This window comes from Parafrankia sp. Ea1.12, assembly GCF_900465275.1.
GTDB classification, from domain to species: domain Bacteria; phylum Actinomycetota; class Actinomycetes; order Frankiales; family Frankiaceae; genus Parafrankia; species Parafrankia soli.
Map to the genome: position 1 here is coordinate 16437 of NZ_UBIZ01000092.1, position 26561 is coordinate 42997.

Consider the following 26561-nt stretch of genomic DNA (forward strand, 5'->3'; position numbering starts at 1 on the left):
GCCGGCCTAACCGGCCCGGTCTGCCGGACGGACCGGGAGGACCCGGACCGCCCGACGGACCTCGGGAACCGCCGGCGGTCACTCCGGGCGGTGAGCCGTCATCGCGCCGACGGCTCCGAGACCAGGTCGGCGACGACGATGGTCGTGTCGTCGCGGGCGCCGGCCAGCAGTGCCGCCTCGACCAGGGCGTCCGCGGCCCGCTCCGGTGGTTCCGGGCCGAGCTCGGTCATCAGCCCCAGCAGCTGCTCCGGGGTCATCACCTTCGTGATGCCGTCACTGGCGAGGATCACCCGGTCACCGGCCCGCACCGCCTCGCGCAGGATGTCGGCCTCGATCCGGTCGGCCAGGCCGATGGCGTTGAGCAGCGGGCCGTTCTTGATGGCGTGCGGCGTCGTGACCTGGCGCGGTCGGCCCTTCTGCGGCTGCAGCCAGACGGAGCTGTCGCCGACGTGGGCGATGAACAGCGTCTCGCCCGTCGACTGCTGGCGGCCGAGGATGACCACGTCGAGGGTGCAGGCCATACCTCGCCAGGACGGCTCCTGCCGGGGCTTCTCCCGCACGACCTGGTTCGCCCGGGCGACCGCCTGGCGCAGCCCGTCGGCCGGGTCCTCGGCGTACTGGGGACGGAACCCGGCCACCGTCGTGACCGTCAGCGTCGAGGCGATCTGGCCGGCGGCCTCCCCGCCCACGCCGTCGGCGACGGCGAGCAGGCCGTCGGACACGACGTAGGCGTCCTCGTTGGGGCCGCCGCGCTTGCCGCGCCGGGTGCGGCCGGCCGCGGCCAGCCGCAGGGCGGGAGCCGTGGTCTGGGCCGGCTCGGCCGCGACCAGGCCGGGCGCGGAGGGGTCGGGGGTGGGCACGGTCGGCGCGGTCATCGCAGGTGAGGCCGCCGCGGGCGGCGCGCCCCAGACCGTCTCGCCACCCACCGGGGCCGCCCCGTACCCGTCGGCGCCGGGCCCGGTCGGCGCGGTCGAGCCGATCCGCATCGTCTCGCCGGCCGTCGGGTCGGGGTAGGAGGCCGGTCCGGAGTACCCCGACGACCCCTGGTGCGGGAAGCCACCGGCGAGCGGGTCGTGGTCGTCGACCGCGAGCCGGTAGGCGGCGTCGTCCGTCTCGCCATGGTGCGGGCGCCCGCTGGGGGGCGGAGTCCACCCGGTGGCGTCCGGGTCTCGGCTGTCGTTCATGTAGGTGTCCCTGCCGCCTGAGTCGAGTCCACTCACGTCGATACCCCCCGTGCCGTGGGCACCGGCGTGGGGCCCGCCGGGCTGTGCGGCTCCGGCGAAGTACGCCCCCGCATGGGACGGATCCGCCGGCGCCGCGCCGGTATCGGCGCGTGACGTGTACGCGCCACCGATATTGTGACCTCCGGTCCCGCCGCTTTCCGTAGCGGACGCGACCGTGTCGGTGTCGTTCGCTGTACTTCCCGCCGTGCCGGGAGGCCCGTGGCCGGGATCGCGCAGACTGTCGATGCGGGTGGCGTCGGCGTCGCCCCACCCGCTGTCGTCCCAGGCGGAACCGTCACTCCAGGCGGAGCCGGTGTCCGGGCCAGGATCGGCCGCGCTGCCGGTGCCGCGACTCGTGCCGTCCGCGGCCTGCGCCACCTCCACCGCGGCGGGAGCGCTCGCGGGCGCGGTGAAGCCGGGCACGACGCCGTCTGGTGACTGCGGGTCCGGCGCGCGCGTGTCCGGCGCGGCCGGAGCCGACGGCTCCGGGGCGTCGCGCAGCGGGATGCTGCCGGGCCGCGAGCGTCTCGTCTCCAGCGAGCGCTTGCGCCCGGATCCGTAGCCGGTGCGTGGTGCGCGACTGGACAGGACGACGAAAACCACCGCGCCCACCAGAAGCACCACGATGAGCATGATCGGTACCAGTGAGCTACCCATGGCCTCCGTCCCCGCCACGACAACCCGATCACGCTATAGGACGTGTCGGCAGCCGTCTCCATACATAACCAAAGGCAACAACTCGGCGAAGACCGGGCCGGTGTCAGGACTGCGACAGAAAGCTGCTGATTCCACCGGTGCCGCGTCAGGGGCCTGCCGGTCACCGGCAGCAGGTGTCGGGTTCCCGTCCGTATCACCCAAAGGTCAGTATCGCCGGAAGTGCGGCGTCACCGGAAGGGCCTGTCGATCCCGAAAACGGGTCGGGATGTGGCGCCGAGCGGGCGCGGCGGATGAGGTCGCGTCGGCGGGCGGGTACGGGGAGGTCGCCTGGCGCGCGGCGGATCAGGTCGCGTCGGCGCGCGGGCGGGCGAGGGTGAAGGTGTCGAAGGGCACGGGCACGGCGTCCGCCGAGTCGTAGACGGTGACCTGGATGCGGGTCGTCCCGCCCGGCTCGCCCGGATCGACCGTGAGCGCGGCGAACGCGTACGGATGCTCGGGGAAGCGGGCCGCCAGCCACGGGGCCGGCTCGACCGCACGGATCGAGGAGCGCTGCCGCTGCCCGGGCTCCCGTTCCCGCACCCCGACGACCACCCGGCAGGCCGGCGGGTCGAACAGCTGCCCGGCCGACGGCGTGGACGAGCCGCCGGTGCCGATCAGCATGTGCACCGTCCCGGCGGACGTGTCGAGCGTGGCAGTACCGCCCCCGCCGCCCCCCGCGACGGACACCGAGCCCGGGACCGGCCGCGGGGTCAGCGTCGCGCTGCCGTCCACAACCCCCCGTAGCGGGTGTGTGCGCTCGTAGTGGTGTTCGTGCCCGGAGATCACCAGGTCGACGCCGTACTGGTCGAACAACGGCAGCCAGGCCTCGCGCAGGCCGAGGTCCGCGCCGTTGTGGAACTCCGCTGTGGAGACTGCTGCCTGGTGCAGGACCACGATGATCCAGTCGACCGCCTGGTCCGCCCGGGCCTCGGCCAACTGCCGCTCGAGCCAGGCGGTCTGCCGACCCGAGCTGTAGCCGTGCAGGTAGACGCGGCCGGCGTCCTGGTAGCAGACGTCGTCGCCGCTGAGCACGACGAACCGTACGCCACCCACTGTGAAGGCGTACCAGAGGCCGGCCAGGTACGGCTCCTCGCCGTTGTCCGGCGGCTGGAAGTAGGTCTGGTAGGCGGCGAGGCCCAGCGCTCCGTTTCCCCGCTCGGTCTCGTGATTGCCGACACTCGGCATCCACGGGCGGCGCGCGGCCGAGGTGCTGATCATCGCGAACCAGTCCGCCCAGGCCCGCGGCGGGACGTCGCTGACGTTCGAATAGGCCAGATCGCCGTCGACCAGGGTGAACAGCGGGTCCACCCGCTCGACGCCGGCGACGAGCGCGCTGGAGGCCGGCGTGCCGAACGGGTTGTCGGACGCGTCGGTGCCGTGATCGCCGAAGCAGGCGAAGGTGAAGGCGGCCCGGCCGCGGGGGGCCGTCCGGAACGACGCCCGGCCCACCTCGCGGACGACCCCGGCCGCCGTGGTCTGGTACGTGATCTCGTAGGTGTACTCGGTGTCCGGCGCCAGCTCGTCCAGCAGCGCGTGGTGCGCGTAGATCTCCCACCCGGTAACCGCGTCCGTGTACGACCTGGTGCCGGCCCCGACCTCGCGGACTGCCTCGGCGGTGCCCGTGACCACCCGGGCCAGCGGCCGGACGACGGGCTCCCTGGTGATCCAGGAGACCACCATCGACGTCGCCGGATCCGCGCCGAAGGCGAGGTGCACCCCGTGCTCGGCGTGCGACGGCCCTCCGCCGGGCCGCGGCGGGGCGTCGCGTGGTGCGGCGTCTAGTGGTGCGGCGTCTCGTGGTGCGGAGGCCGGCGACTCGGAGGATCGTGACCGGGAACGTCGTGGACCGCGAAGGCTGTGAGGCATGACTTCCGGTGGCTACGGCTGGCTACGGGGCTGGCTGCGAATGGCTACGGCTGGTTGCTGATGGCCGCTCACGCCGAAGGGCGGCTGCGCTGGCGCGCAACCGCCCTTCGGATGGGTCTGGCCCGGGTGGGCGACGGCCCGCTCCAAGGCGGAACCGGCCGTCACCTCACGCGCTGGGCGTCCTGCGGCCCGATGTCACTCGCTGGACTTGGCGAGGTCGATCGGCGGGGAGTCCGGCACCGAGTTCGGCTTCGGCTCGCCGCGGAAGACGAACTTCGCCTCCTCGCCCTCACCCTCGACGTCGCCGACCACGATCTCGCCGGGACGCAGCGTCCCGTACAGGATCTTCTCGGACAGGATGTCCTCGATCTCCCGCTGGATCGTCCGGCGCAGTGGCCGGGCGCCGAGCACCGGGTCGTAGCCACGCTTGGCGAGCAGCGCCTTGGCGGCCGGCGTGAGCTCCAGCGCCATGTCCTTGTTCTTCAGCTGGCTGTCGACCCGGGCGAGCATGAGATCCACGATCTGGATGATCTCGTTCTCGGAGAGCTGGTGGAAGACGATGATGTCGTCGATCCGGTTGAGGAACTCAGGCCGGAAGTGCTGCTTGAGCTCGTCCTGGACCTTCGCCTTCATCCGCTCGTAGTCGACCGCGCCCTGGCCGGTGGCGAACCCGATGCCGGGGCCCTTGGAGATGTCCCGGGTGCCCAGGTTCGACGTCATGATCAGGACGGTGTTCTTGAAGTCGACCAGCCGGCCCTGGGAGTCGGTCAGGCGACCGTCCTCCAGGATCTGCAGGAGCGTGTTGAAGACGTCCGGGTGGGCCTTCTCGACCTCGTCGAAGAGGACCACGGAGAACGGCTTGCGCCGCACCCGCTCGGTGAGCTGGCCACCCTCCTCGTACCCGACGTAGCCGGGCGGGGAGCCCACCAGCCGCGAGACGGTGTGCTTCTCCATGTACTCGGACATGTCGAGCTGGATGAGCGAGTCCTCGTCGCCGAAGAGGAACTCCGCCAGCGTCTTCGACAGCTCCGTCTTACCGACACCGGACGGGCCGGCGAAGATGAACGAGCCGCCGGGGCGCTTCGGGTCCTTCAGGCCGGCGCGGGTGCGCCGGATCGCCTGGGAGACGGCCTTGATGGCCTGCTCTTGGCCGATGACCCGGCGGTGGAGCTCGTCCTCCATGCGGAGTAGACGCGCGGTCTCCTCCTCGGTGAGCTTGAAGACCGGGATGCCGGTCCAGATCGCGAGGACCTCCGCGATTTCCTCGTCGCCGACCTCGGCGACGACGTCCATGTCGCCGGCCTTCCACTCCTTCTCCCGCTTGGCCTTCTCGGCCAGCAGGGTCTTCTCCTTGTCGCGCAGCGACGCGGCCTTCTCGAAGTCCTGCGCGTCGATCGCGGACTCCTTGTCCCGGCGGACGTTCGCGATGCGCTCGTCGAACTCCCGCAGGTCCGGCGGAGCGGTCATCCGGCGGATGCGCATCCGGGAGCCGGCCTCGTCGATCAGGTCGATGGCCTTGTCCGGCAGGAACCGGTCGGAGATGTAGCGGTCGGCCAGGGAGGCCGCGGCGACCAGGGCGGCGTCGGTGATCGAGACGCGGTGGTGCGCCTCGTACCGGTCGCGCAGACCCTTGAGGATCTCGATGGTGTGCGCCACCGACGGCTCCGCGACCTGGATCGGCTGGAACCGCCGCTCGAGAGCGGCGTCCTTCTCCAGGTGCTTGCGGTACTCGTCCAGTGTGGTCGCGCCGATCGTCTGCAGCTCCCCGCGCGCCAGCATCGGCTTGAGGATGGAGGCGGCGTCGATCGCGCCCTCGGCGGCACCCGCACCGACGAGCGTGTGGAGCTCGTCGATGAACAGGATGATGTCGCCGCGGGTGCGGATCTCCTTGAGGACCTTCTTCAGCCGCTCCTCGAAGTCACCGCGGTAGCGGGACCCGGCGACGAGCGCGCCGAGGTCGAGGGTGTAGAGCTGCTTGTCCTTCAGGGTCTCGGGGACCTCGCCCTTGACGATCGCCTGCGCGAGCCCCTCGACGACGGCGGTCTTGCCGACGCCGGGCTCGCCGATCAGGACGGGGTTGTTCTTCGTCCGGCGCGACAGCACCTGCATGACGCGCTCGATCTCCTTCTCGCGCCCGATGACCGGGTCGAGCTTGGACTCACGAGCGGCCGCGGTGAGGTTGCGGCCGAACTGGTCGAGGACCAGCGAGGTCGACGGCGTTCCCTCGGCCGGGGCGCCGGCGGTCGCCGGGTCGCCCTTGCCCTGGTAGCCGGACAGGAGCTGGATGACCTGCTGACGGACCCGGTTGAGGTCCGCGCCGAGCTTGACCAGCACCTGGGCGGCGACGCCCTCGCCCTCGCGGATCAGGCCGAGCAGGATGTGCTCGGTGCCGATGTAGTTGTGGCCGAGCTGGAGAGCCTCACGCAGGGACAGCTCGAGGACCTTCTTGGCCCGGGGCGTGAACGGGATGTGCCCGCTCGGCGCCTGCTGACCCTGCCCGATGATCTCCTCGACCTGTGACCGCACACCCTCGAGCGAGATCCCGAGCGACTCGAGGGCCTTAGCGGCGACGCCCTCGCCCTCGTGGATCAGGCCGAGCAGGATGTGCTCGGTCCCGATGTAGTTGTGGTTGAGCATCCTGGCCTCTTCTTGGGCCAGGACGACGACCCGACGTGCCCGGTCGGTGAACCTCTCGAACATGTGCGCTCCTTCGAGCTGCGACCGACCACACGACAGCCGGTATCCGCATGCTAGCTCCGCCGAGGCATGTCCTCACGCATCGAACAGAAACCTACCCGCCGGAACCGTCCCCCTCGTCGGGGACGGCGTCGCGGCCGGATTGCCGGCCGACCAGCGGAGACGTTCATCGCAACCGTGGCCGACCAGGCGTGATTCCGTCACGTGGTTCCGCCAAGAGCGGAACGACATGGTGACCCCGACAGTTCGTGGCCGGGGCTCGACGGGCAGATGATCAGAACTTGTAACCGGAGCCGCGATGCTCCGGGAACGGTGGCGGGAACGGGTGTCTGGGGCCCTGGCCACCGGCTGGACCCGAATCCAGCACTACCGACGGTAACCGATACTCAGGTGGCCCTTCGGTGTGATTCAGGCCACGTTGAGATCACGTCTGACCAGGTCGGGTGCGCCCAGGCCCAGATCCGACCAGAGCGCATCCCACCGGAGCGCGCCCGGTCAGACCACGTCCGGCCAGACCACGCCCGGCCTCGTTCGAGCCTGCCCCGTGGATGTCGGCTCACACCGCCAGACCGCCGGGACCCTGGGTGTCGATCCACTCCCGGAGCCGGTTCTCGCGCTCCTCGGCGGCCACGAACGGACACGCCGTGCAGAACTCGGCGGTGACCCGGTGCGCCAGGCAGCACGAGCCGCGCCGCATGCCCGTGTACGGCCGGCCGCGATGGACGAACTGCTGCCAGGTCGGTCTCGCCCGCAGCGGCGGTGACGCGCTCGCGAAGAAGGCGTCCGCCTCCAGGCGGCCGGCGTGGGGATCACCACTCACCCGTTCGGTGAGAAGAAAGGCACGGCCGCACTGCGCGGCGACGGCGCCCCACAGCGCCGCGTGGCCGAGACGGGCCCGCGGGCGCAGGTCGGCGAGCACGGGCTCGAGGTGGCCGACGATCTGGCTCACCAGCCGCGCGCGCAGCGTCTCGACGTCGGCCACGGCCTCCACGACCTCGATCGGGTCGTCCGCTGTGATGCCCTCGGGGTAGCCGACGCTGTCCGGGTAACTGGCGCTGTCCGGGGGGCCGACGCTGTCCGGGTAGCGGTCGTAGGTGCCGGCCGGGAGCACCTGTTCGGTGACGGGGCCGCCGGCCTGGGTGATCAGTTCTGATGCGATCCGCGCCGGCACCGGCGCCGTCAGGACGGGATCCGAGTGCATGATCGTCATCCGCCGCGTTCGGAACGCGGTGGCGTCGAACCAGCCGCCTTCGCGACAGCGCACCGAGATCCCGGCCGGGTCGAGGTCGGGGATCCGGCGGGTGAGGACGAACGCGGTGACGGCCGGCCCGACGACGGTCGCCGCATACCAGGCGGTGAGGTAGCTGACGGCGACCTCGGCGCTGGCCTGGTGATGATCGCGGATGACGCCGAGCGCCGCGTCCAGCCCCGCGGGGCTGCGCAGGTCGGTGGCGTCGATCCAGCCGTCGGCCGGCTCGGGCGACCCGGCGATCGCGTGGCGGTGGTCGAGGGCCGGGGCCACCGCTCGCAGGGTGGAGCCGAAATCCGCCAGGCCGACGGGCCGGGTCGCGCAGTTCTGGGCCGGAATCATCTGCGTGGTCCGGCAGTCGATCGCGCCGCCACCGTCCCGCTGGGCGGGTGGGCCGGGCACGGCGTCGGGGACAGGGTCCTCGTCGGGAGGACTGCCACCGGGAAGGCCGCCGCTGGCCCTGGGTGCGACCGGGGAGGCGTTGCGGAAGACATGGTGTTAGGTAAGCCTAACTTGACCGTCTCCGTCAACTCGGCGTCGCCCACCCGCCGCCGCGCCGAGAACATCGCGGCTGGTCCCGGGCTCGCCGGTCGGCAAGATGGATTCGTCACAGTCCGCCGAAGGTTTGGCGCGTGTGATGTCCGGGTTCACCCGGAAACGTCCACTACCCAGCCGCGTCCGCCCTGGTGGACCCGGCCCGACCGCCGACGGCTCGGCGGACGGGCCCGCCGGGTGCCACCTTCTATCTTCTTTGCCTGCCCCGCGCGCAGGACCACTGAACCGACCGCGGACGGATTCGCCGTGGCCGACCTACGCGACTGGGCAACTCGGCGACCTGTGACCGATCTGACCTGTGACCCAACTGACCTGTGACGCGCCTGACCCGAGACTGACCCGACCCAGGGCCATGTCCACGAGATCAGCAAGTGAGGTTGACCTTATACCCTGCGCCCTCGGCGGTCCGGCATCACAGTGGGAGGCCGGGGTGGCGCCGACGCGACCTGCGCCACGGTTCCCTGATCCGGAGTTGGCCGAGTCAGCCGGCGCGGCCGGGGCGGGGGCGGTCGGGACGCACCCGGGGCATGGCGACGGTGGGTGGCAGCCCCGGCGGCAGGGGAGCGGCCATCGAGACCGGGCCGACGGAGTCCGGGCTGGTGGCGACGCTCGCCCCGGGGGCGACGGAGGCGCCGGCTATGACCGGCGCGCTGGGCGCACCCGCGACCGGCCCGGCTGGTAGGCCTGCCACCGGCCCTCCGGGCCGACCCGCGACCGGGCTGGTGGAGACGCTCGCGGCCGGGCCGGCGGCGAGCGTCGCGCGCGGAGCGGTCTCGCTCCGGGCGAGAGGAACCCGACTCAGGGCCACCTCGGCGTCGGGGCCGAGGGCCGGGCGCGGACCGCCTCCCGCCCCGAGACCTACCGTGAGGCCTGCAGCGGGACCTGCCATGGGACCTGCCGTGGGGCTCGTGCCCGGCGGCCGTCCACCCGCGGGGCGGTGATCCACCCGAGGCGCCGGCTCCAGCTCCCGGGGACCGGGCCGCCGCTCGGCCTCGGCCATCCGGCGCGCGATCCGGACGGCCAGCGTGGAGAAGTCGCGGTAGGCGCGCTGTGTGGTCTGCAGGTGGCTTCCGACGATGCCGTCCGACGGGCGCAGCGCGAAGACCGGCCGCCGGGCGAGCTGCGCGAGCGGCATGAGGCTGCGGTAGTGCTGCACCTGGGCCAGGCAGTGCTGATCGACGGCGATGTCGACCGGCACCCGGGGAGCGACGCCGAGGACCTCCTGGGCGTAGACCGTCGGCATGCGGGAGATCCAGCGGCTGTGCGCGCGTGACGGCCGGTCGGAGCGCCCGTGCGGTGTCAGCATGACGTAACCGAGGGGGCGCATACCGCCACCTGGCAGGCCTGTGACGTCACGCGGGGCCCGGGCCAGCCGGTCGGCCCAGCCGTCGCGCCACGCCCGCAGGGCCGGGCCGAGGTTGCGCAGGCCCTGCATGCTGAACAGGTCCGGGGCGAGCGGGACGACGACATGGTCGCTGGCCACCAGGGCGGCCCGGTTGATCACGCCGAGATTCGGGCCGACGTCGATCACCACGATCTCGACGTCGTGCAGGTCGGCCACCGCGCGCACCAGCCGGCCCAGCGCGCTCATGACGCGGAAGGCCCGGGGGTTGCCGGGCCCCTCGAGGCAACGTGGCCAGGCCTGCGAGAGCTCGTCCTCGAAGCCGGAGAGCTCCAGGTCGCCGGGGAGCAGGACGAGGTTGTCGCCGACCAGCTGGCCGGGCGCGGGCGCGATGTCGCCGGTGCCCTCGATCAGCGGGCGCAGCATCCCGTGGATGGTTCGCGCCGGTGCGGCGGACCGCCGGGCCTCGGGGTGCCACAGGCGTTCGAGCGTGTCCTCGTCCAGGAAGGAGGCGGTCAGGTTCGCCTGTGGGTCGAGATCAGCCGCGAGGACGCGCCGGCCGAGGTCGGCGTACATGTTCGCCAGGTGGTAGACGAGGGACGTCTTGCCCACGCCGCCCTTGTTGTTGAAGAACGCGACCACTGCGGCGGACATGCGCCTCCCCGTCGTCGACCGGAGGATCCCGCGGCCCCGGTCGTTCATAGTGGCACGGACGAGACATTCTTCCCGCAGTCGGCGCGCTCGCGGTGCCGATTCGGCAAGTCCGCGGGACGAGACGGCGCGGCCACCGAGACTTGGCAGCCATGACGACCTCACCGCGAGTGCTCTACCACGTCGTGTGCGCGGCGCTGCCCGCGCTGGCCGCCGCGGACTTCGCCACCGAGGCCCGCCGGGACGGCTGGGACGTGTGCGTCGTGACGACGCCGCGGGCCGCCGCCTGGCTGGACCTGCCTGCCCTCGCCGCGGCCACGGGACATCCCGTGCGCACCGACTACAAGTTTCCGGGCCAGCCCGACGTCCTCCCGCCGCCGGCCGCCTTCGTGGTGGTCCCGGCGACCTTCAACACGATCAACAAGTGGGCGGCCGGCATCGCGGACACCCTCGTGCTGGGGCTGCTCACCGAGGCGCTCGGCCTCGGTCTCCCGGTCGTCGCGGCGCCCTGCCTGGCGGAGCCGCAGGCGGCCCATCCGGCCTTCGCGGCGTCGTGCCGCACGCTGCGCGGCGCCGGCGTGCGGCTGCTCGACCGCTGGACGGCGCGCGATCCCGGCCTGGCCGCCGGCGGCTGGGAGACGGCCGACACCCGCCGGGTGCTCGCCGAGCTCCGGTCCGCCGCGGGCTGACGCCAGCCGTCAGCGGTCGTCGAAGAGGGCCCTGTGGACGGTTTTCGCCAGGGCCTCCTGGCCGGCCCGGGTCGGATGGGCGCTGAGACTCCGGCTCGCGCCGAAAAGGCCGATCGGATTCACCCAGGAGTCCTTGGTGCACATTTCATGCCCGCGCAGGGACCGATCGGTCGATACGTACTCGACACCGGCGTCGGACGCCGCTCTGCGGATAGTCCGGTTGAGCGCGTTGTTCAGGCTGGCGAGCTGGCGGCGCTCACTCTTGTCGAGCCATCGGCAGGTGTTGTCGCTCTGGGACCGCGGAACGACGGTGGGATACCCGACGACCACGATCCGGGAGTGCGGCGCCGCGGCCTTCACCTCTTTGTAGGTGGCGACCAGGACGTCGGGAAGCACGTCCTCGACGTAGTCCCGCCGGCGGCGGTCGTCGCCGTCCCAGAAGCACTTCCATGCGACACAGCTGAACATGACCTGGCTGAACCCGGCGTCGTTGCCGCCGATGGTCAGCGTCACCACGTCCGGTGGGGTCGGCAGGGCGCGCAGCTGTTCGAGCTGGGGCGGAGAGCCCCGCTGAGGCTTGGTCATGGCCTCTGTCGTCGCGCCCCCGCACGCCGCGTGCAGGACGTTGGTGGCCGGCGGGTCGAGGGTGGCGAGCAGCCGTGGCCACGCCCCGGCGCTGCGGCGGCAGCTCGCGAAGGCCGCTTCGAACGGGGGCGTTCCCTCACCGGAGGAGTACGAGTCGCCCAGCGCGGCCACGGTCAGCGTTCCCGGGGCCGCGGTCGCCGCCCCGGCCGTCCCCATCGGCGTCCCGAGGAGAACGAACAGTGCGGCCGAGACGAACAGTACCGTCCAGGTGAACGGCGCTGTTCGGTTGAACGTCGCTGTTCGGTTGAACAGTGCCGTCCGGTCGTGCCGGCCGTGCGGGCCGTGCGGGCCGCCGAATCGTGAGGTCGCCCCCGTGCTGTGCCGCATGAGGGAAAGGCTAACCCGGGCACGCCGGTGCCGGACGGTTTCCTGCCCGGAACGGGGATGTAGCTGGCGGCGCGTCACCGGATTACCGCGGAGTCCGGCTGTTCCGTCCGGCGGCGCCCGGATGGTTGTCGGAAATCCGATAGAGACGGCGCGGACCGGGTCTTCCCGGACTTCGCCTCAGCGCGGTTCGGTGTTCTTCTCGAAGACAAGCCGCAGCCCGATCAGGGTCAGGTGCGGCTCGTGATTGTCGAGGGTCTCGCTCTCCTTGATCACCAGCGGGGCCAGGCCGCCGGTGGCGATCGTGGTGGCCGGTGTGCCCAGCTCGGCCCGGATGCGGCGGACCAGCGCGTCCACCTGGCCGACGACGCCGTAGATCATCCCGGACTGCAGTGCCTCGACGGTGCTCTTGCCGATCACCGAACGGGGGGTGGTCAGCTCGACGTTGCGCAGCTGCGCGGCACGGGAGGCCAACGCGTCCAGCGCGACCTCGATGCCCGGCGCGAACGCCCCGCCGAGGAACTCGCCCCGCGCGGACACCACGTCGATGTTCGTGGCCGTGCCGAAGTCGACCACGATCGCCGGGCCGCCGTAGAGGTGGTGGGCGGCCAGCGTGTTCATGATCCGGTCGGCGCCGGCCTCCTTCGGGTTGTCGATGAGGATCGGCACCCCGGTGCGGGTGCCGGGCTCGACGACGACGGTCGGCATCGCCGGGAACGTCCGGCTGACCATCCGGCGGATCTCCCGGAGGGCGGCCGGCACGGTGGAACACACCGAGACACCGCCGATCGGGTGGTCGCCGAGGAGGCCGCGGTAGAGCCAGCCCAGCTCGTCGGCGGTCGCTCTCGGGTCGGTGCGGACCCGCCACGAGTTGGCGAGCTGATCGCCGTCGAAAACACCCAGCACGGTGTTCGTGTTGCCTACGTCGATCGTCAGCAGCATGTTTCGGCCGTCCAGGGTCTGTCCGCTCGGGGGGTGGGGTGCGCGCGGTGCGCGGGCGTCAGCGGGGAGCCGGCACCGCGAGGTCGAAGCCGAGGTCCAGCGCGGGCGCCGAGTGGGTGAGCCCGCCGACGGCGAGGAAGTCGACCCCGGTGGCGGCCACCGCGGCGGCCACGTCGAGGGTGAGCCCGCCGCTCGCCTCCAACAGGACCCCGGCCGGCCGGGCGACGGCGACCGACGCGCGCAGCTCGTCCAGGGACATGTTGTCACAGAGGATCAGGTCGGCTCCGGCGCCGACCGCCTCGACGACCTGCTCGACGGTGTCGCACTCGACCTCGACGGGCAGGTCCGGGTACCGGGCGCGCACCGCGGTGAACGCCGCCGCCACGCCGCCGGCCGCGATCACGTGGTTGTCCTTGACCAGCGCGGCGTCGGCCAGCGACATCCGGTGGTTGCGCCCGCCGCCGCAGCGCACCGCGTACTTCTCCAGCGCGCGCAGCCCGGGCAGGGTCTTGCGGGTGTCGCGGACGGCCGCGCCGGTGCCGGCGACCGCGTCGGCCCACAGCCGGGTCACACTGGCTACCCCGGAGAGGTGGCAGAGCAGGTTGAGCGCGGTCCGCTCGGCGGTGAGAAGCCCACGGACGGGACCACGCACCCGGAGCACCTCCGTGCCCGGAACGACCCGGTCCCCGTCGGCGAGCGTCGGCGTCACGGTGACCGCGGCGCCGAGCAGCACCTCGAACACGGCCGCGGCGACCGGCACGCCCGCCACCACGCCGTCCGCCCGGGAGACCACGGAACCGGTACTGATCAGCGCCGCGTCCACGGTCGCCGCGGACGTCGCGTCGACCGCCCAGGCCGGCTCGCCCACCTGCGGGGCCGCCTCACCACCTGGCGGGGCTGCCTCGTCCGCCGGCCGGGGTGCCCCGCTGACCTGCGGGGACGTGGCCACGGGAAGATCCTCGGCGAGGGCCCGACCGATCACGTCGAGGACTGCCGCCGCCTCCAGCCCCGCGGACTTCAGCCCCGCGAGGACGGCGGCCGAAAGCTGGTCGGGGCCGAGCGGCGGCCCCGGCCGCCCGCCACTCACGCCGACCGCGCCTGGGACGCCGTCGACCGGCCCGACGGGGCTGACGGGGCCTGCGACCGGGCCGACGGGCCCTGCGCCGCGCGTGCCCCGTTCGACCGTTCCTCGGCCGGCGGTGCCTCGTAGGTCACGATCAGCTTCCCCTCCTGATCCAGCCTGGTCAGCACATGCCCGCGCCAGTGCTCGTCGTCGCGGGCGCCGAAGTCCTCGCGCCAGTGGCAGCCGCGGGTCTCGGTGCGCAGCTCCGCCGCCGCGACCAGTGCGGTCGCCACCGTGCGTAGGTTCGTCATCTCCCAGGCCGCCGGCCCGGCCTGCACGGTCGCCCCGCTGACCCGCAGGTCACCGAGGCCGGCGAGCATCTTGGACGTCGCCCGCAGGCTCTCGGCGCTGCGCAGGACGCCCGCCCCGTCGGTCATCACCCGGGCCAGGGCACCGCGCTCGGTCGGATCGGTCAGGCCCGATCCCCGCGCGCCCGTCGGCTCCCCGGTGGACGGCGTGCCGCCAGGTCCGTCCACCGGGCGGACCCCGGGCAGCCCGGCGATGTGCTCGGCGATCCGCGCCGCGAACACCAGCCCCTCCAGCAGGCTGTTGGACGCCAGCCGGTTCGCCCCGTGCACTCCCGTGCAGGCGACCTCCCCGCACGCGTACAGCCCGGGGACGCTCGTGCGCCCCCACACGTCGGTGCGGACCCCGCCACTGGCGTAGTGCGCCGCCGGGGCCACCGGGATCGGCGTGGTCACCGGGTCGATGCCTGCGGCCCGGCACCGGGCGGTGATGGTCGGGAACCGGCGCAGGAGCGTCTCGGTGCCCAGGTGGCGGGCATCGAGGAACAGGTGGCGCACCCCCTGCTCGGCCATCACCCGCGACATCCGCTTCGCGACGACGTCCCGGGGCGCCAGGTCGGCCAGCGGGTGGACGCCGGCCATCACCCGCTGGCCGGCCGCGTCCACCAGCAGCGCGCCCTCGCCGCGCATAGCCTCGCTGACCAGCGGCTGCTGGCCCGACTCGTGCTCAGGCAGCCACAGTGCCGTCGGATGGAACTGGACGAACTCCAGGTCGGTCACGACCGCCCCGGCACGCAGGGCGAGCGCCACCCCGTCGCCGGTGGAGACCGCCGGATTGGTCGTCGACGCGAAGATCTGCCCCATGCCACCGGTGGCCAGGACGATCGCGCGTGCCGTCACGGCGCCGACGCCGTCCCGGCTGCCCTCGCCGAGCACGTGCAGCGTGGCTCCGACCGCCCGCCCGCCTCGGTCCGTGAGCAGGTCGAGGACGAGCGCGTGCTCGAGCACCTCGATGGACGGGTCGGCGCGCACGGCGGCGATCAGGGCGCGCTCCACCTCCAGCCCGGTGGCGTCGCCACCGGCGTGCGCGATGCGATCGCGCAGGTGGCCGCCCTCGCGGGTGAGTGAGAGCGCCCCGTCGGGCTCCCGGTCGAACCGGGCGCCGAGCGCCGCGAGCTCCCGCACCCGGGCGGGACCCTCGGTGACCAGGATGTCGACCGCCACCGGGTCGCACAGGCCGACCCCGGCCACGAGGGTGTCGCGGTGGTGCTCGGCCGGGGAGTCCCCGACGCCCAGGGCCGCGGCGATGCCGCCCTGGGCCCAGCGGGTCGATCCGGCGTCCAGCAGGGCCTTGGTGACCAGCAGGACGCGGCTGTCCGGGCTCGCCGCGCGCGCGTGCAGCACGGTGGTGAGCCCGGCGATTCCGGACCCGATGACCACGATGTCGGCGTGCCTGGTCCAGCCCGGACGGGGCGCGCCGAGTCGGTGCGGAAGAACAGGCACCTCGCTACGCCCCCCCGCCCAGGCCGTGAGCGCCGGCCGGGTCCAGGACGTCGCCCCGCAGGCTGGACGGATCGCCCGGCAGCGCCGCCGCCGGATCACCGCCCTGCCCGATGATCCGGTTCTCCGCGTCGACGAACAGGACCTTCGGGACGTGCCGGCGTGCCTCGGCGTCATCCATGATCCCGTAGGAGATGATGATGACGAGGTCGCCGGGGTGGACCAGCCGGGCGGCCGCCCCGTTGATCCCGATGATTCCGCTGCCGGCCGGGCCGCTGATCGCGTAGGTCTCCAGCCGGGCGCCGTTGTTGATGTCGACGATCGTCACCTGCTCGCCGGGCAGCAGGTCGGCGGCCGCCATCAGGTCGGCGTCGATCGTCACCGAGCCCACGTAGTGCAGGTCGGCCTGGGTGACCGTCGCCCGGTGGATCTTCGAGTTGAGCATGGTCCGGAACACCGGTCAGACCTCCTTGCCCTTGCCGGCGTCGTTGCGAGCCTCGTTGTGGTCTTTGCTGCGGGCTTCGTCGTCGACGGGGCCCGGCCCGGCCCCCGTCAGGACGAGTTCGACGTTGTCGATCAGCCGGGTGTTCCCGACCCGGGCGGCGACCAGCAGCAGCGCCGGCCCGACCTCGACCGGCCCGAGATCGGACGGGTCGGCCAGCGTCAGGTAGTCGACGCCCACACCCGGCTCGGCGGCCAGCACCGACCGGGCCGCGGACAGTACGGCCGCCGCGCCCGCTCCAGCCTGCCCGGTGCCGGCGGACAGTGCCCGGGAGAGCGCCAGCGCGCTGCGCCGCTGCTCCGGCCCAAGGTAGGCGTTTCGGCTCGACAGGGCGAGACCGTCGGTGTCCCGCACCGTCGGTACTCCGACGATCTCCACCGGGAACGCCAGGTCGGCGACCATCCGGCGGATGCAGACGAGCTGCTGGGCGTCCTTGCGGCCGAAGAAGGCCACATCAGGGCGCACGAGGTGCAGCATCGTGCCGACCAGGGTGAGCATCCCGTCGAAGTGGCCCGGCCGGGACGCCCCCTCGAGGACGTCGCCGAGCGGGCCGGCACTCAGGGTGACCAGCGGTGCGGGATCATGGACCTGGGTCGGGGCGTAGACGGCGTCGACACCCTCGCGCGCGCAGAGATCGAGGTCTGCCTCGAAGGTGCGGGGGTAGCGGTCGAGATCCTCACCCGGCCCGAACTGCAGCGGGTTTACGAAGATTGTGACCACCACCTGGTCGGCCCGGCGCCGGGCCGCTCTGATCAGCTCGGCGTGCCCGCGGTGCAGGGCGCCCATCGTCATCACGACGGCGCGCACCCCCCGCGCGGGGCCGTTCCCGACGGGGGACGCGGCGGGTTCGCTCAGCAGGGCGGCGAGCTCGGCGCGGGTGCGGGCGACGGTGGGCCGGCCCGTTCGGACCGGTGATCCGGAGGCGGTGGTCCCGCCCCCCGGTCCGGCTGACGCCGATGGCGAGGTCGGTGCGGCCGGCGAGGGCAGCGAGGTCGGTGCGGCCGGCCCGGAAATCGGGCGGGCGGGCGATTGGGCAGGCATGTGAACAGGCATCTGTCCGTTCCAGTCCTCGGATGGGGTACCGGACGTCGCCGGACACTGTAACCCGCATGCAACCTCCCCCGGCCCGGTCTGTGACCGGGCCGTCTTTCGCCGCGCAAGCCTGGCCGGGACGGCATCGGGCCGGCTCGCGCCGCGGCCGGAGACCCGAGAAGACACACCGCCCCCGGCCGCTACGGCGCGACCGGGGGCGGTGACTGGACGGAATCGGTGACTGGACCTGCGCGGTCAGTCCTGGCGGTGACGGGGGAAGTCGCCCATGCCGGAGAACGGGCCGTGGCCGGCGGGTGCGGGGGGCACGGCGGGCGCGGGGGCCTGCGCCGGGAGCTGCGGCCGGCGGTCACCCGCCGGCACCGGGACGGCCGTCCCCCGGTCGTCGTCGGCGGCGGCGACGGCGGCGGGCCGGCGGCGCCACGCCCGCTCGCCGATCAGCGTCAGGACGGCGGGCATCAGGATCACCCTGATCACGGTCGCGTCCAGCAGGATCGCCGCGCCGAGCCCCACGCCGAGCTGCTTCATGCTCACCTGCGACAGGGTGGCGAAGATGCTGAACACCGCCACCATGATCACGGCCGCGCTGGTCACCACCCCCGCGCTACGCCGGACCCCGACCAGCACCGCGTCGCGCATCGGCAGGCCCGAGTCGTAGGCCTCCCGGACCCGGCTGAGCACGAACACCTGGTAGTCCATGGACAGGCCGAACAGGATCACGAAGAGCATCAGCGGCAGCCAGTTGGTGATGGCCCCGGTCGAGGTGTAGCCGAGCAGGCCGTCCGCCCAGTGATGCTGGAACACCACCACGAGCAGGCCGTACGCCGCGGCCACCGACAGCAGGTTCAGCGCGACGGCCGCCGCGGCGACGATGGCGCTGCGGAACGCGGCCAGCAGCAGCAGGAAGGCCAGGACCAGCACGAACCCGATCACCAGCGGGGTGCGCCCGTTGAGCTGGGCGTTGAAGTCGGCCGAACCGGCAGTCCACCCGGTGACGTCCGCCGACATCCCGGAGACCGGGTCGATCGTGCTGGGGATGATCTCCCCGCGCAGCGTGTCGAGCACCCGCAGCGAAGCGTCGTCGGTGCCCTCGCCGGCGATCGGGATCGAGATCTTGGCGACCTGGCCGTCCGCGCTGATCTCGGTGGTGATCGGTTCGTACATCATTCCGCTGGCCAGCGCCCGCTCGCGCAGCGCGTCGATGGCTCCCACCGCCTGCGGCGCCCGCACGTCGGCGGCCGAGACCACGACGACCGCGGCCGTCTGCTCGCCCGGGAAGGCCGCCTGGACCCGATCGTAGGTCTGCATGATCGGAAGATCGTCGGGGATGTCGTCCATGCCCGGTTCGACGGTCCGCAGCCCCAGGGCGGGCACTGCCAGCAGGATCAGCAGCCCGCCGGTGACCACCGCGACGATGCCGGGGCGGCGCAGCAGCCGTCCCGTCAGGCCGGGCCGGGTCAGATCGACGCCAGCGGTGCCGGCGACGCTCGTGGTGCTCGTGGTGCTCGTGGTCTTCCTGTCCGCGCCCGGGGCGCTGGCGGCGGCGGCGCGGGCGTCGGCGCGGCGGTGCCAGGGCAGCCGCAGGAGCTCGACCCGGTCACCCAGCCAGGACAGCACCGCCGGCAGCACCGTGAGCGAGCCGAGCACCGCGATCAGCACCACGATGACCGTGCCGCCGGCGATCCCGCTGAACACGCTCAGCCCGGTCAGCAGCAGGCCCGCCATCGAGACGGCGACCGTCAGCCCGGACACCAGAACGGCGTGACCCGAAGTGTCCGCGGCGATCTCCAGCGCGCGTTGCGGGCTGTGCCCGGCGGCCCGCTCCTCGCGCTCGCGGCGGATGTAGAACAGGGCGTAGTCGACGCCGACCGCCAGGCCGATGAGCAGCATGACCGAGGTCGCGGTCTCGTCCGTGGGCAGCAGCCGGCTGGTGAAGGCGACGACACCCAGCGCCCCGACGAACGCGGTCAGCGCGAGCACGACCGGCACCAGCGCGGCGACGACCGCGCCGAAGACGGCCAGCAGAATGCCGAGGGTGAGCGGGATGGCGAGCAGCTCGGCCCGCTTGAAGTCCTTGCCGATCGTGTCGCCGAGCGCCTTGTCGGCACTCGCCTCGCCGACCTCCTCGACGAGCAGCCCCGGATGCTCGTCGGCCGCGGCCGCGACGGCGGCCAGCACCGGGTCGATCCGGTCGGTGGCGGTGTCCTCGTCACCGCGCATCTCGAAGGTCACCATGACCGAACGACGGTCGTTGGACACCAGCCCGGGGTTCGCCTCCACCCCGGGCAGCGCGATCGGCGCCCGCAGGTTGGTCACCTCACCGGTGCCGTCGAGCCGCGCGGCGACGTCCGCGAGGGCGGCCCGCAGCTCGGGGTCGGCGAGCAGCTCCTCGGGGCTGGCAGCCTGCGCCGGCCGCTGGATCAGCACGTTCTCGTTGGCGGGGGAGGTGAACCCGTGCGCGTCCAGGGTGCTCTGGGCCCGCCCGTCCTCACCGACGCTGTAGTCGTCGTCACCGAGGGTGCTGGTCCCGATCAGGCTCCCCAGCAGAGTGACGAGCACGACGCCGAGGATCCAGCCGCCGATGGCGAGGCGGCGGTGCCGCACGCTCCACCGGGCCGCGCGGGCGGCCAGGTGGGTGGCGTGCGTGGGGCTGTCGGGGGACGCGCCGGTCGGCGCGGCCCGGTGAGCATGGCGTGGGCCGCGGTCGGCCGGCCCGTCCGAGGCGCCGGACCCCGACGGGGCGGGTGAGCGGCGCGGCGTCGATGCTGTCGGAGGTCTCGTGCGCATGGAACGACGATCTCGTTCCGACCGTTCCTGGTCACTGCGGAGAGCTACCAGGTTTGAGGTGCCGAAATCCTCCGGCACCCGGTGGGGTTCGCTCGCGACCCCAGGTGGGGCTAACCCCCGGCCGGCGGGGTGGTCACGCGGTGGACAGGTAATCCTTGAACGAGATCCCGGTCAGCCGCTCGTAGGCCTCGACATAGCGGGCGCGCGTCGACTCGACGATGTCGTCGGGCAGCTCCGGTGCCGGCGGGTTGCGGTCCCACCCCGTGCTGACCAGGTAGTCGCGGATGAACTGCTTGTCATAGGACGGCTGCGTGCCGCCCGGCGTCCAGGCGTCCGCCGGCCAGAACCGGGACGAGTCCGGGGTGAGTACCTCGTCGGCGAGCCGCAGCACGCCGTCCGCGTCGTGGCCGAACTCGAACTTGGTGTCGGCGAGCAGGATCCCGCGCTCGGCGGCCAGATCACTGGCCCGCCCGAAGATCTGCAGGGTGAGCCGCTCAAGCTCGGCCGCCAGCTCCGCGCCGACCCGGCCGGCCGCGTCGTCCCGGCTGATGTTCTCGTCGTGCTCCCCGATCGGTGCCTTCGTCGACGGCGTGTAGATCGGGTTCGGCAGCCTGCTGCCATCCTCCAGGCCGGCGGGGAGCGGATGGCCGCTGACGGTGCCGGAGCTCCGGTAGTCCTTCAGGCCGCTGCCGGTCAGGTAACCGCGGGCGACGCACTCGATCTGGACCATGTCGAGCCGGCGGCACAGCATCGAGCGCCCGCGCAGCTGCTCGGCGTAGGGCGCGAGTTCCGCCGGGTACTCGTCCACACTCGAACTGATCACATGGCTCGGGACGAGATCACCAAGCTGGTCGAACCACCACAGGCTGAGCCCGGTGAGCACCGCGCCCTTGTCGGGGATCTCCGTGGGCAGCACGACGTCGAAGGCCGAGATCCGGTCGCTCGCCACGAGCAGCACCGCGTCATCCCCGACCGCGAACAGCTCACGCACCTTCCCCGAGCCGAGATGCGTCAGCCCGGCGAACTCCTCATGTGTCAGCGGCATGGTCCGACCGTACCGGTAGCCTCCTGCCCGGGACGCCCGCTCAACGTGCCTCTTCGTGATGCCCCCGCTCGGTTGCCCGGCGGCGGACCCGGGCCGGGGCGACCGGCCCGGGGTCCTGGTCGGGATGCGGATGCCGGCAGCCGCCGGCAGCATGTCGCCTTGTGGCGAGCGCCGGGGGCACCGCGGGCGGTTCAACGGCCGACGGCGTCTTCCGCGCCGCGGCCCGGGCCATCCTCTTCCCGCCAACCGGTCATCCCCGGCACGCCGTCTACGGGACGGTGCTGGCCGCCGGCCTGATCGCCGCCCAGGACCCTGATCAGGACTCGGCCGCCGAGATCATCGCCGCGGTCGCCACGACAATGGTCGTCTTCTGGCTGGCACACGGCTACGCCCACGCCATCGGCCACCGCGTCCGGCACGACACCGGTGACGGCATCGGGCGCGTAGCCGACGCCGACGCCGACGCCGACGCCGACTCCGGCGCCGGCTGGTCTGGCGCCCGGCGCGCGCTGGTCGAGAACTGGCCGATGGTCCGGGCCTCGTTCCTGCCGCTCGCCGTGCTGGCAGTCGCCCGTGCGGCCGGCGCGAGCGTCAGTGACGCGCAGGAGGCGGCACTGTGGACCTCGCTGCTGCTGCTCTGCGCGTGGGGCCTGTTCTCCGGGCGCGCGGGAGGCCTACGCCGCTGGCGACTCGCCGGCTACACCGCGGGAATCGCCCTACTCGGCATCATTCTGATCGGCCTGGAGGTCGCCATCCACTGACCGTTGCCCAGAAGTAGCCGGCAACCGGCCAGGCGTGGCCGGTATTCGGGCATCCGCGAAGGTGCGGTGTGGGGGGCGGGTGGCTGGGATCCGGGTCGGTCCGGGCTGGTCCGGACCGATTCTGGCGCTCGGCTACTCGCCTTTTCGTTTCTTTCTCGCCGTTTCGGGTGGCTTTTCCGGTGGAACCCTGCCTGAAAGAGCGAGAAGGATGCCAAAGGGCGAGCAGGCTACCGGGGTGTGCGGCGTCGACCCGTGATCTCCGATCTCCGGGCCCCCGATCCCTGATCCCGGAGGCCCGATCCCGGAGGTCCGGAGGCTGGGCCCCTGGCCCCCAGGTCCAGAGGCTGCCGGCCCCGGGTTCCGAGGCTCCCCGGCCCCCGAGCACAGAGGTCGCCGGGCCCCAGGGGTCGCCGGGGTGTACGAGGCCCGGGGTCGAGACCTCCGGGGCTGCCCCCGGCCCTTCGTCTCGCCGGCGCCTGCCCGGGATCCCTACCTCTGAAACCGGAAGACAAAAATATTGGGAAATCGTATTCGTGCTTATATCTTTAGTGCGCCTGACGGTTGGCTATCGAAGAATTTTCAGCCAGATCATCGATCGAGGGCTGGATATCGGCGCACGGCTGGATTTGCTCCTGGCACCGTGGAAGTCATGAGTCGCCACGACCCCGCGCTTGCTCGGGCCCTGGCGGTCGCGTGCCGCCAGAAGGGTGCGCTCACGCGCGTACAGGCGCGTTGTGCCGGCCTTACCGACCATCGCCTACATCAGCTGGTCCAGAACGAGGACTGGCTCAATCCCGTCCAGGGCGGATATGTCGTCCCCACCTGCGACACTTATCTTGGGCGCTGTCAGGCGGCGCTGCTCGTCCTGCCGTGCGCCACCCTCTGCGGCCTGACGGCAGCGCGCCTGCACGAGTTCCCAACCCTGCCGCCGTGCTCGGACGACGAGCCGATCCACCTGCTCCTGCCACCCGGTTCCTCGCGGCGGCGGAACAAGGGCGTCGTGCTGTGGTATGACGCGATGTCCGCCGAACAGCAGGAGCAGGTGCACGGCCTGCGGGCGACGAGTGCGGCCCGCACGCTCGTCGACCTGCTGGCGTCGGGATCACGTGACACCGCGGCCAGCCTGCTCGACCATGCGGCCGAGGGCGGCCTCGTCGCGCCCGAGGAGCTCGACGAGCTGCGCGGCGCCCTTGACACCCAGCCCGAGGCGACTCGGCCGGACCCCGTCCGGCCCGACACCTGACCTCGGCTTTCACCCGTTGCCCCCGACCCGACCCGACCGGCCTGGGCCAGGCCGGACCGGGTAGGGCCAGGCCCTTCCGTCCGGTCCGGCCCCGGTACGTCCGCTTCGCCTAGCTCAGCGCGGCCAGTCGGTCGAAGACGGGGGTGAGCCGCTCGACATAGCGTTCCGGTCGGCTGACCTCGTCCAGGCGAGCCTCGTCGAGCGGCAGGCCGCGGTCGCCCGCGTGCTTGCGCAGCGTCTCGCGGAAGGGGACGCCCGTCTGCCAGGTTTCCATCGCCGCCGCCTGGGTGACGGCGTAGGCGTCCTCGCGCGACAGCCCGGTTTCCACCAGCTCCAACAGCACCGCCGAGGTGTAGACGAGCCCGCCGGTGGCGTCGAGGTTCGCCCGCATCCGTTCCCGGTCGACGACGAGGCCGTCGACGAGCCGGGTGGTGAGGTGCAGCAGGTAGTCCACGCCGCAGGCGGCGTCCGGCAGGGCGATCCGTTCGGTGGAGGAGTGCGAGATGTCCCGCTCGTGCCACAGCGGGACACCTTCGAGGACGGGCACGTACTGGGCCCGGACGATCCGGGCGATCCCCGCGATGCGCTCCGACATGATCGGGTTCTTCTTGTGCGGCATCGCGGACGAGCCTTTCTGGCCCGACCCGAACGGCTCGGACAGCTCCCGGACCTCTGTGCGCTGCCCGTGCCGCACCTCGAGGGCGACCGCCTCGCAGACCGTCGCCAGGCCGGCGAGGGCCGCGACCCAGGAGGCGATCCCGTCCCGCAGGACGACCTGTGTCGCGACCGGCGCCGGGGTGAGGCCGAGCTTGTCCGCGACGTAGCCCTCCACGTCGGTGTCGATGTTCGAGTATGTGCCGACCGCTCCCGAGATCTTCGCGACGCCGACGTCCGCCCGCGCCGCGCGCAGCCGGTCACGGCAGCGGGCCATCCCGAAGGCCAGGTCGGCGACGCGGTGGCCGAACACCGTCGGCTCGCCGTGGATGCCGTGCGTGCGGCCGACCCGCAGGGTCCCGCGGTGCGCCAGCCCGAGGTCGCGCAGCGCGGCGACCAGCCGGTCGGCACGGGCGAGCAGCAGGTCGGTGGCCTCGACGAGCTGGCAGGCGAGCGCGGTGTCGAGCAGGTCCGACGAGGTCATGCCGAAGTGCACGTAGGCCGCGGCGGAACGCGGCTCGGTCTGGTCGGCCCAGGCGGTCAGGAAGGCGATCACGTCGTGCTGGGTGACGGCCTCGATCTCGGCGACGGCCTCCGGCGTCGGGGCCGCCGCGGCACGCACCGGGCCCACCGCGGCGGCCGGGACGCGCCCGGCCGCCGCGTGCGCCTCCAGGACCAGGACCTCGACCTTGCACCACAGCTCGTACTTGTTCGCCTCGGACCACACCCGACCCATGTCGGGCAGCGTGTAGCGACCGATCATGCGCGTGCCGCCGCGGTCGCCGCCGCCGCGACGTCAGCGAGAGAGTCGGCCGCTGCCTGCTCGAACTCGTCCTTGAACGTCGCGAGCTTCAGGCCGAGATCCGGGTCGCCCAGCGCCAGGATCTGGATCGCGAGGATCGCGGCGTTCGTCGAGTTGTTCAGCCCGACGGTGGCCACCGGCACGCCGGGCGGCATCTGCGCGATGGCGAGCATGGAGTCCATGCCGTCCAGCGCGCCACCGGAGATCGGCACGCCGATGACCGGCAGGGTCGTCAGGGCCGCGACGGCGCCCGGCAGCGCGGCGGCGAGCCCGGCGCCGGCGATCACCACCTGGATCTCCCGCGCGCGCAGCTTCCCGACGTACTCCGCGAGCGTGCGCGGGGCGCGGTGCGCCGAGAGGGAGACCTCCTCGTAGGCGACCCCGAAGCGCTCCAGGGTGGCGCCGGCCTTGCTCATGGTCTGGGTGTCCGACGGGGAGCCGTAGACGATCGCCACCCGCGGATCCGTCGAGCCGCCCCTTGCCCCGTTGCCCTGTGACGACTTGCCCTGCGACACGCTCACTCCTTCTTGTCCTGCTGGTCCTGCGACTGGTGAAGGTCGCCCACCCCGGAACCGGCGCGGTGGACGTCCACCGCGCCGCGCATCCGGGACGGGTCCCCGATGTCGGTGCGGTAGTGGGCACCGTCCAGCGAGATGCGGCTGATGGCCTCGTATGCCGATCCTCGCGCGGACTCGAGGTTCGAGCCGATGGCCGTGACGGACAGCACCCTGCCACCCGACGCGACCACCTGCCCCTGTTCGTCCCGGCGGGTCCCGGCGTGGAGCACGTCCACCCCCGCCAGCGCGCCGGCCGCGGCCAGACCACGGATGGGATCACCGAGCCGCGGGTTCGCCGGGTAGCCGGCGGCGGCGACGACCACGGTGATCGCGGCCCCCGACCGCCACACCGGCGGCCGCCGCCCGGAGAGCACGTCGGTCAGCGGCGTGTTGAGCAGTGCCAGGATCGCCTGTACCTCGGGGTCACCGAACCGAACGTTGAACTCGACCACACGAATGCCACGGGACGTCAGCGCCAGCCCGGCGTACAACAGACCGGTGAACGGGGTTCCCCGGCGGGCCATCTCGTCCACTGTCGGCCGGATCACCGTGCGGACCACCTCGGCGGTCAGGTTCCGCGGCGCCCACGGCAGCGGGGTGTAGGCCCCCATCCCGCCGGTGTTCGGGCCGGTGTCGCCGTCGCCGACCCGCTTGTGGTCCTGAGCGGGCAGCAGCGGCACCACCGAGCCGGACTCGGTGACGATCGCGAACAGCGAGACCTCGGGCCCGTCGAGGTACTCCTCGAGCACCACCCGGTCGTCCGGGCCACGCAGGCTCGCCCGGACGGCGTCGACGGCCGCGTCCCGGTCGGTGGTCACGGTGACGCCCTTGCCCGCGGCGAGACCGTCGTACTTCACGACGTACGGCGGGCCGAAACTATCCAGATCGGCCAGCGCCGAGGAGATCTCGGTGTGGTCCCGCGAATCGGCCGTGGGGACGCCCGCCGCTCGCATGATCTCCTTCGCGAACGCCTTGCTGCCCTCCAGTCGCGCGGCCGCGGCGGACGGGCCGAACGCCCGCAGCCCACGGGCCCTGATCTCGTCGGCCGCGCCGGCGACCAGCGGGACCTCGGGGCCGATCACCGTCAGATCGGCGCGCACCGACTCGGCGAGGGCGGCGACAGCATCCGGATCGTCGACCCGCAGCGGACGCGGCTCGGCCAACTCCGCCGTCCCCGCGTTGCCCGGGGCGCACACGAGCGAGCCGACATTGGGATCCCGGGCCAGCGCGCGGCACAACGCGTGCTCACGCCCGCCGGAACCGACGACGAGGACCTTCACAGCTCGGGGGAGGCCGGGGTGGCGGCCGCGGAAGTCACGGGGTCCAGGTTAGCGTGCACGTTGATCATCCTTTGCCTTGTGGCCCTGTCGGCGATGCCGTCCCGAGTGTCCCGGGGATCGACTGGTGCCAGCA

The 26561-nt window shown here is 72.7% G+C and carries 19 protein-coding genes; 3 read left to right on the forward strand and 16 right to left on the reverse strand.

Annotation, left to right across the window (positions count from 1 at the left end; all coding sequences use genetic code 11):
• Nucleotides 1-98: 98 nt before the first annotated feature.
• From FMEAI12_RS01565 to FMEAI12_RS01585, 5 genes are all read right to left on the reverse strand, one after another.
• Nucleotides 99-1880, reverse strand: a complete 1782-nt coding sequence (locus FMEAI12_RS01565; protein ID WP_112104735.1) for a PP2C family serine/threonine-protein phosphatase — start codon at nucleotides 1878-1880, stop codon at nucleotides 99-101.
• A gap of 342 nt (nucleotides 1881-2222) precedes the next feature.
• The gene (locus tag FMEAI12_RS01570; protein ID WP_071060801.1) at nucleotides 2223-3635 is read right to left on the reverse strand and encodes a metallophosphoesterase family protein; all 1413 of its coding nucleotides are present in this window, start codon (nucleotides 3633-3635) and stop codon (nucleotides 2223-2225) included.
• Between the two features lie 345 nt (nucleotides 3636-3980).
• A complete protein-coding gene (locus tag FMEAI12_RS01575) occupies nucleotides 3981-6485 on the reverse strand; it encodes an ATP-dependent Clp protease ATP-binding subunit (RefSeq protein WP_012157634.1) in 2505 nt (834 codons plus the stop codon).
• Nucleotides 6486-7038: 553 nt separating this feature from the next.
• Nucleotides 7039-8133 carry a Fe-S oxidoreductase gene (locus FMEAI12_RS01580; protein ID WP_235013586.1) on the reverse strand — a complete coding sequence of 365 codons (1095 nt, stop codon included), beginning with the start codon at nucleotides 8131-8133 and terminating at the stop codon, nucleotides 7039-7041.
• A 634-nt stretch (nucleotides 8134-8767) separates the two neighbouring features.
• Entirely contained in the window at nucleotides 8768-10282 is a 1515-nt protein-coding gene (locus FMEAI12_RS01585) for a ParA family protein (RefSeq protein ID WP_235013587.1), read from the reverse strand.
• Nucleotides 10283-10431: 149 nt separating this feature from the next.
• Between FMEAI12_RS01585 and FMEAI12_RS01590 the strand changes: the two genes are divergently transcribed.
• Nucleotides 10432-10968, forward strand: coding sequence for a flavoprotein (locus tag FMEAI12_RS01590; RefSeq protein ID WP_071060805.1), 537 nt, complete (start codon nucleotides 10432-10434; stop codon nucleotides 10966-10968).
• 9 nt (nucleotides 10969-10977) lie between these two features.
• Here FMEAI12_RS01590 and FMEAI12_RS01595 read toward each other — a convergent pair whose 3' ends face one another.
• The 8 genes from FMEAI12_RS01595 to FMEAI12_RS01630 form a co-directional block, all read right to left on the reverse strand.
• Nucleotides 10978-11940, reverse strand: coding sequence for an SGNH/GDSL hydrolase family protein (locus FMEAI12_RS01595; RefSeq protein WP_112104725.1), 963 nt, complete (start codon nucleotides 11938-11940; stop codon nucleotides 10978-10980).
• A gap of 177 nt (nucleotides 11941-12117) precedes the next feature.
• Nucleotides 12118-12879, reverse strand: a complete 762-nt coding sequence (locus FMEAI12_RS01600; RefSeq protein WP_012157640.1) for a type III pantothenate kinase — start codon at nucleotides 12877-12879, stop codon at nucleotides 12118-12120.
• Nucleotides 12880-12937: 58 nt separating this feature from the next.
• A complete protein-coding gene (nadC, locus tag FMEAI12_RS01605; protein ID WP_112104726.1) occupies nucleotides 12938-13966 on the reverse strand; it encodes a carboxylating nicotinate-nucleotide diphosphorylase in 1029 nt (342 codons plus the stop codon).
• Entirely contained in the window at nucleotides 13963-15750 is a 1788-nt protein-coding gene (locus FMEAI12_RS01610; protein WP_112104737.1) for an L-aspartate oxidase, read from the reverse strand. Before FMEAI12_RS01610 ends, nadC begins: the two co-directional genes overlap by 4 nt.
• 4 nt (nucleotides 15751-15754) lie before the next feature.
• Nucleotides 15755-16204, reverse strand: a complete 450-nt coding sequence (gene panD, locus FMEAI12_RS01615; protein ID WP_112104727.1) for an aspartate 1-decarboxylase — start codon at nucleotides 16202-16204, stop codon at nucleotides 15755-15757.
• Between the two features lie 3 nt (nucleotides 16205-16207).
• A complete protein-coding gene (gene panC / locus FMEAI12_RS01620) occupies nucleotides 16208-17290 on the reverse strand; it encodes a pantoate--beta-alanine ligase (protein WP_112104728.1) in 1083 nt (360 codons plus the stop codon).
• 246 nt (nucleotides 17291-17536) lie between these two features.
• On the reverse strand, nucleotides 17537-20086 hold the full coding sequence (locus FMEAI12_RS01625; protein WP_235013588.1) for an MMPL family transporter: 2550 nt from the start codon (nucleotides 20084-20086) through the stop codon (nucleotides 17537-17539).
• A gap of 133 nt (nucleotides 20087-20219) precedes the next feature.
• Entirely contained in the window at nucleotides 20220-21131 is a 912-nt protein-coding gene (locus FMEAI12_RS01630; RefSeq protein WP_112104730.1) for a phosphoribosylaminoimidazolesuccinocarboxamide synthase, read from the reverse strand.
• A gap of 161 nt (nucleotides 21132-21292) precedes the next feature.
• Between FMEAI12_RS01630 and FMEAI12_RS01635 the strand changes: the two genes are divergently transcribed.
• Together FMEAI12_RS01635 and FMEAI12_RS01640 are read left to right on the forward strand one after the other, a co-directional pair.
• Entirely contained in the window at nucleotides 21293-21892 is a 600-nt protein-coding gene (locus FMEAI12_RS01635; protein ID WP_112104731.1) for a hypothetical protein, read from the forward strand.
• Between the two features lie 649 nt (nucleotides 21893-22541).
• Nucleotides 22542-23135 carry a hypothetical protein gene (locus FMEAI12_RS01640; RefSeq protein ID WP_071060819.1) on the forward strand — a complete coding sequence of 198 codons (594 nt, stop codon included), beginning with the start codon at nucleotides 22542-22544 and terminating at the stop codon, nucleotides 23133-23135.
• 109 nt (nucleotides 23136-23244) lie between these two features.
• Here FMEAI12_RS01640 and purB read toward each other — a convergent pair whose 3' ends face one another.
• The 3 genes from purB to purD are packed head-to-tail and all read right to left on the reverse strand — an operon-like array spanning nucleotide 23245 to nucleotide 26428.
• Nucleotides 23245-24552, reverse strand: a complete 1308-nt coding sequence (gene purB, locus FMEAI12_RS01645; protein ID WP_112104732.1) for an adenylosuccinate lyase — start codon at nucleotides 24550-24552, stop codon at nucleotides 23245-23247.
• The gene (gene purE, locus FMEAI12_RS01650) at nucleotides 24549-25112 is read right to left on the reverse strand and encodes a 5-(carboxyamino)imidazole ribonucleotide mutase (protein ID WP_071060823.1); all 564 of its coding nucleotides are present in this window, start codon (nucleotides 25110-25112) and stop codon (nucleotides 24549-24551) included. Before purE ends, purB begins: the two co-directional genes overlap by 4 nt.
• Nucleotides 25109-26428: a phosphoribosylamine--glycine ligase gene (gene purD / locus FMEAI12_RS01655; protein WP_012157652.1), complete on the reverse strand. Its 1320-nt coding sequence runs from the start codon at nucleotides 26426-26428 to the stop codon at nucleotides 25109-25111. The genes purE and purD overlap by 4 nt, the downstream gene beginning before the upstream one ends.
• Between the last annotated feature and the right edge of the window lie 133 nt (nucleotides 26429-26561).

What these genes read in the sequence shown, in the direction of transcription:
- FMEAI12_RS01565 (WP_112104735.1), bottom strand. Translation starts at nt 1,880, where the DNA reads ATGGGTAGCTCACTGGTACCGATCATGCTCATCGTGGTGCTTCTGGTG.
- FMEAI12_RS01575 (WP_012157634.1), bottom strand. Translation starts at nt 6,485, where the DNA reads ATGTTCGAGAGGTTCACCGACCGGGCACGTCGGGTCGTCGTCCTGGCC.
- FMEAI12_RS01585 (WP_235013587.1), bottom strand. Translation starts at nt 10,282, where the DNA reads ATGTCCGCCGCAGTGGTCGCGTTCTTCAACAACAAGGGCGGCGTGGGC.
- FMEAI12_RS01590 (WP_071060805.1), top strand. Translation starts at nt 10,432, where the DNA reads ATGACGACCTCACCGCGAGTGCTCTACCACGTCGTGTGCGCGGCGCTG.
- FMEAI12_RS01595 (WP_112104725.1), bottom strand. Translation starts at nt 11,940, where the DNA reads ATGCGGCACAGCACGGGGGCGACCTCACGATTCGGCGGCCCGCACGGC.
- FMEAI12_RS01600 (WP_012157640.1), bottom strand. Translation starts at nt 12,879, where the DNA reads ATGCTGCTGACGATCGACGTAGGCAACACGAACACCGTGCTGGGTGTT.
- panC (WP_112104728.1), bottom strand. Translation starts at nt 17,290, where the DNA reads ATGCCTGCCCAATCGCCCGCCCGCCCGATTTCCGGGCCGGCCGCACCG.
- FMEAI12_RS01625 (WP_235013588.1), bottom strand. Translation starts at nt 20,086, where the DNA reads ATGCGCACGAGACCTCCGACAGCATCGACGCCGCGCCGCTCACCCGCC.
- FMEAI12_RS01630 (WP_112104730.1), bottom strand. Translation starts at nt 21,131, where the DNA reads ATGCCGCTGACACATGAGGAGTTCGCCGGGCTGACGCATCTCGGCTCG.
- FMEAI12_RS01640 (WP_071060819.1), top strand. Translation starts at nt 22,542, where the DNA reads ATGAGTCGCCACGACCCCGCGCTTGCTCGGGCCCTGGCGGTCGCGTGC.
- purB (WP_112104732.1), bottom strand. Translation starts at nt 24,552, where the DNA reads ATGATCGGTCGCTACACGCTGCCCGACATGGGTCGGGTGTGGTCCGAG.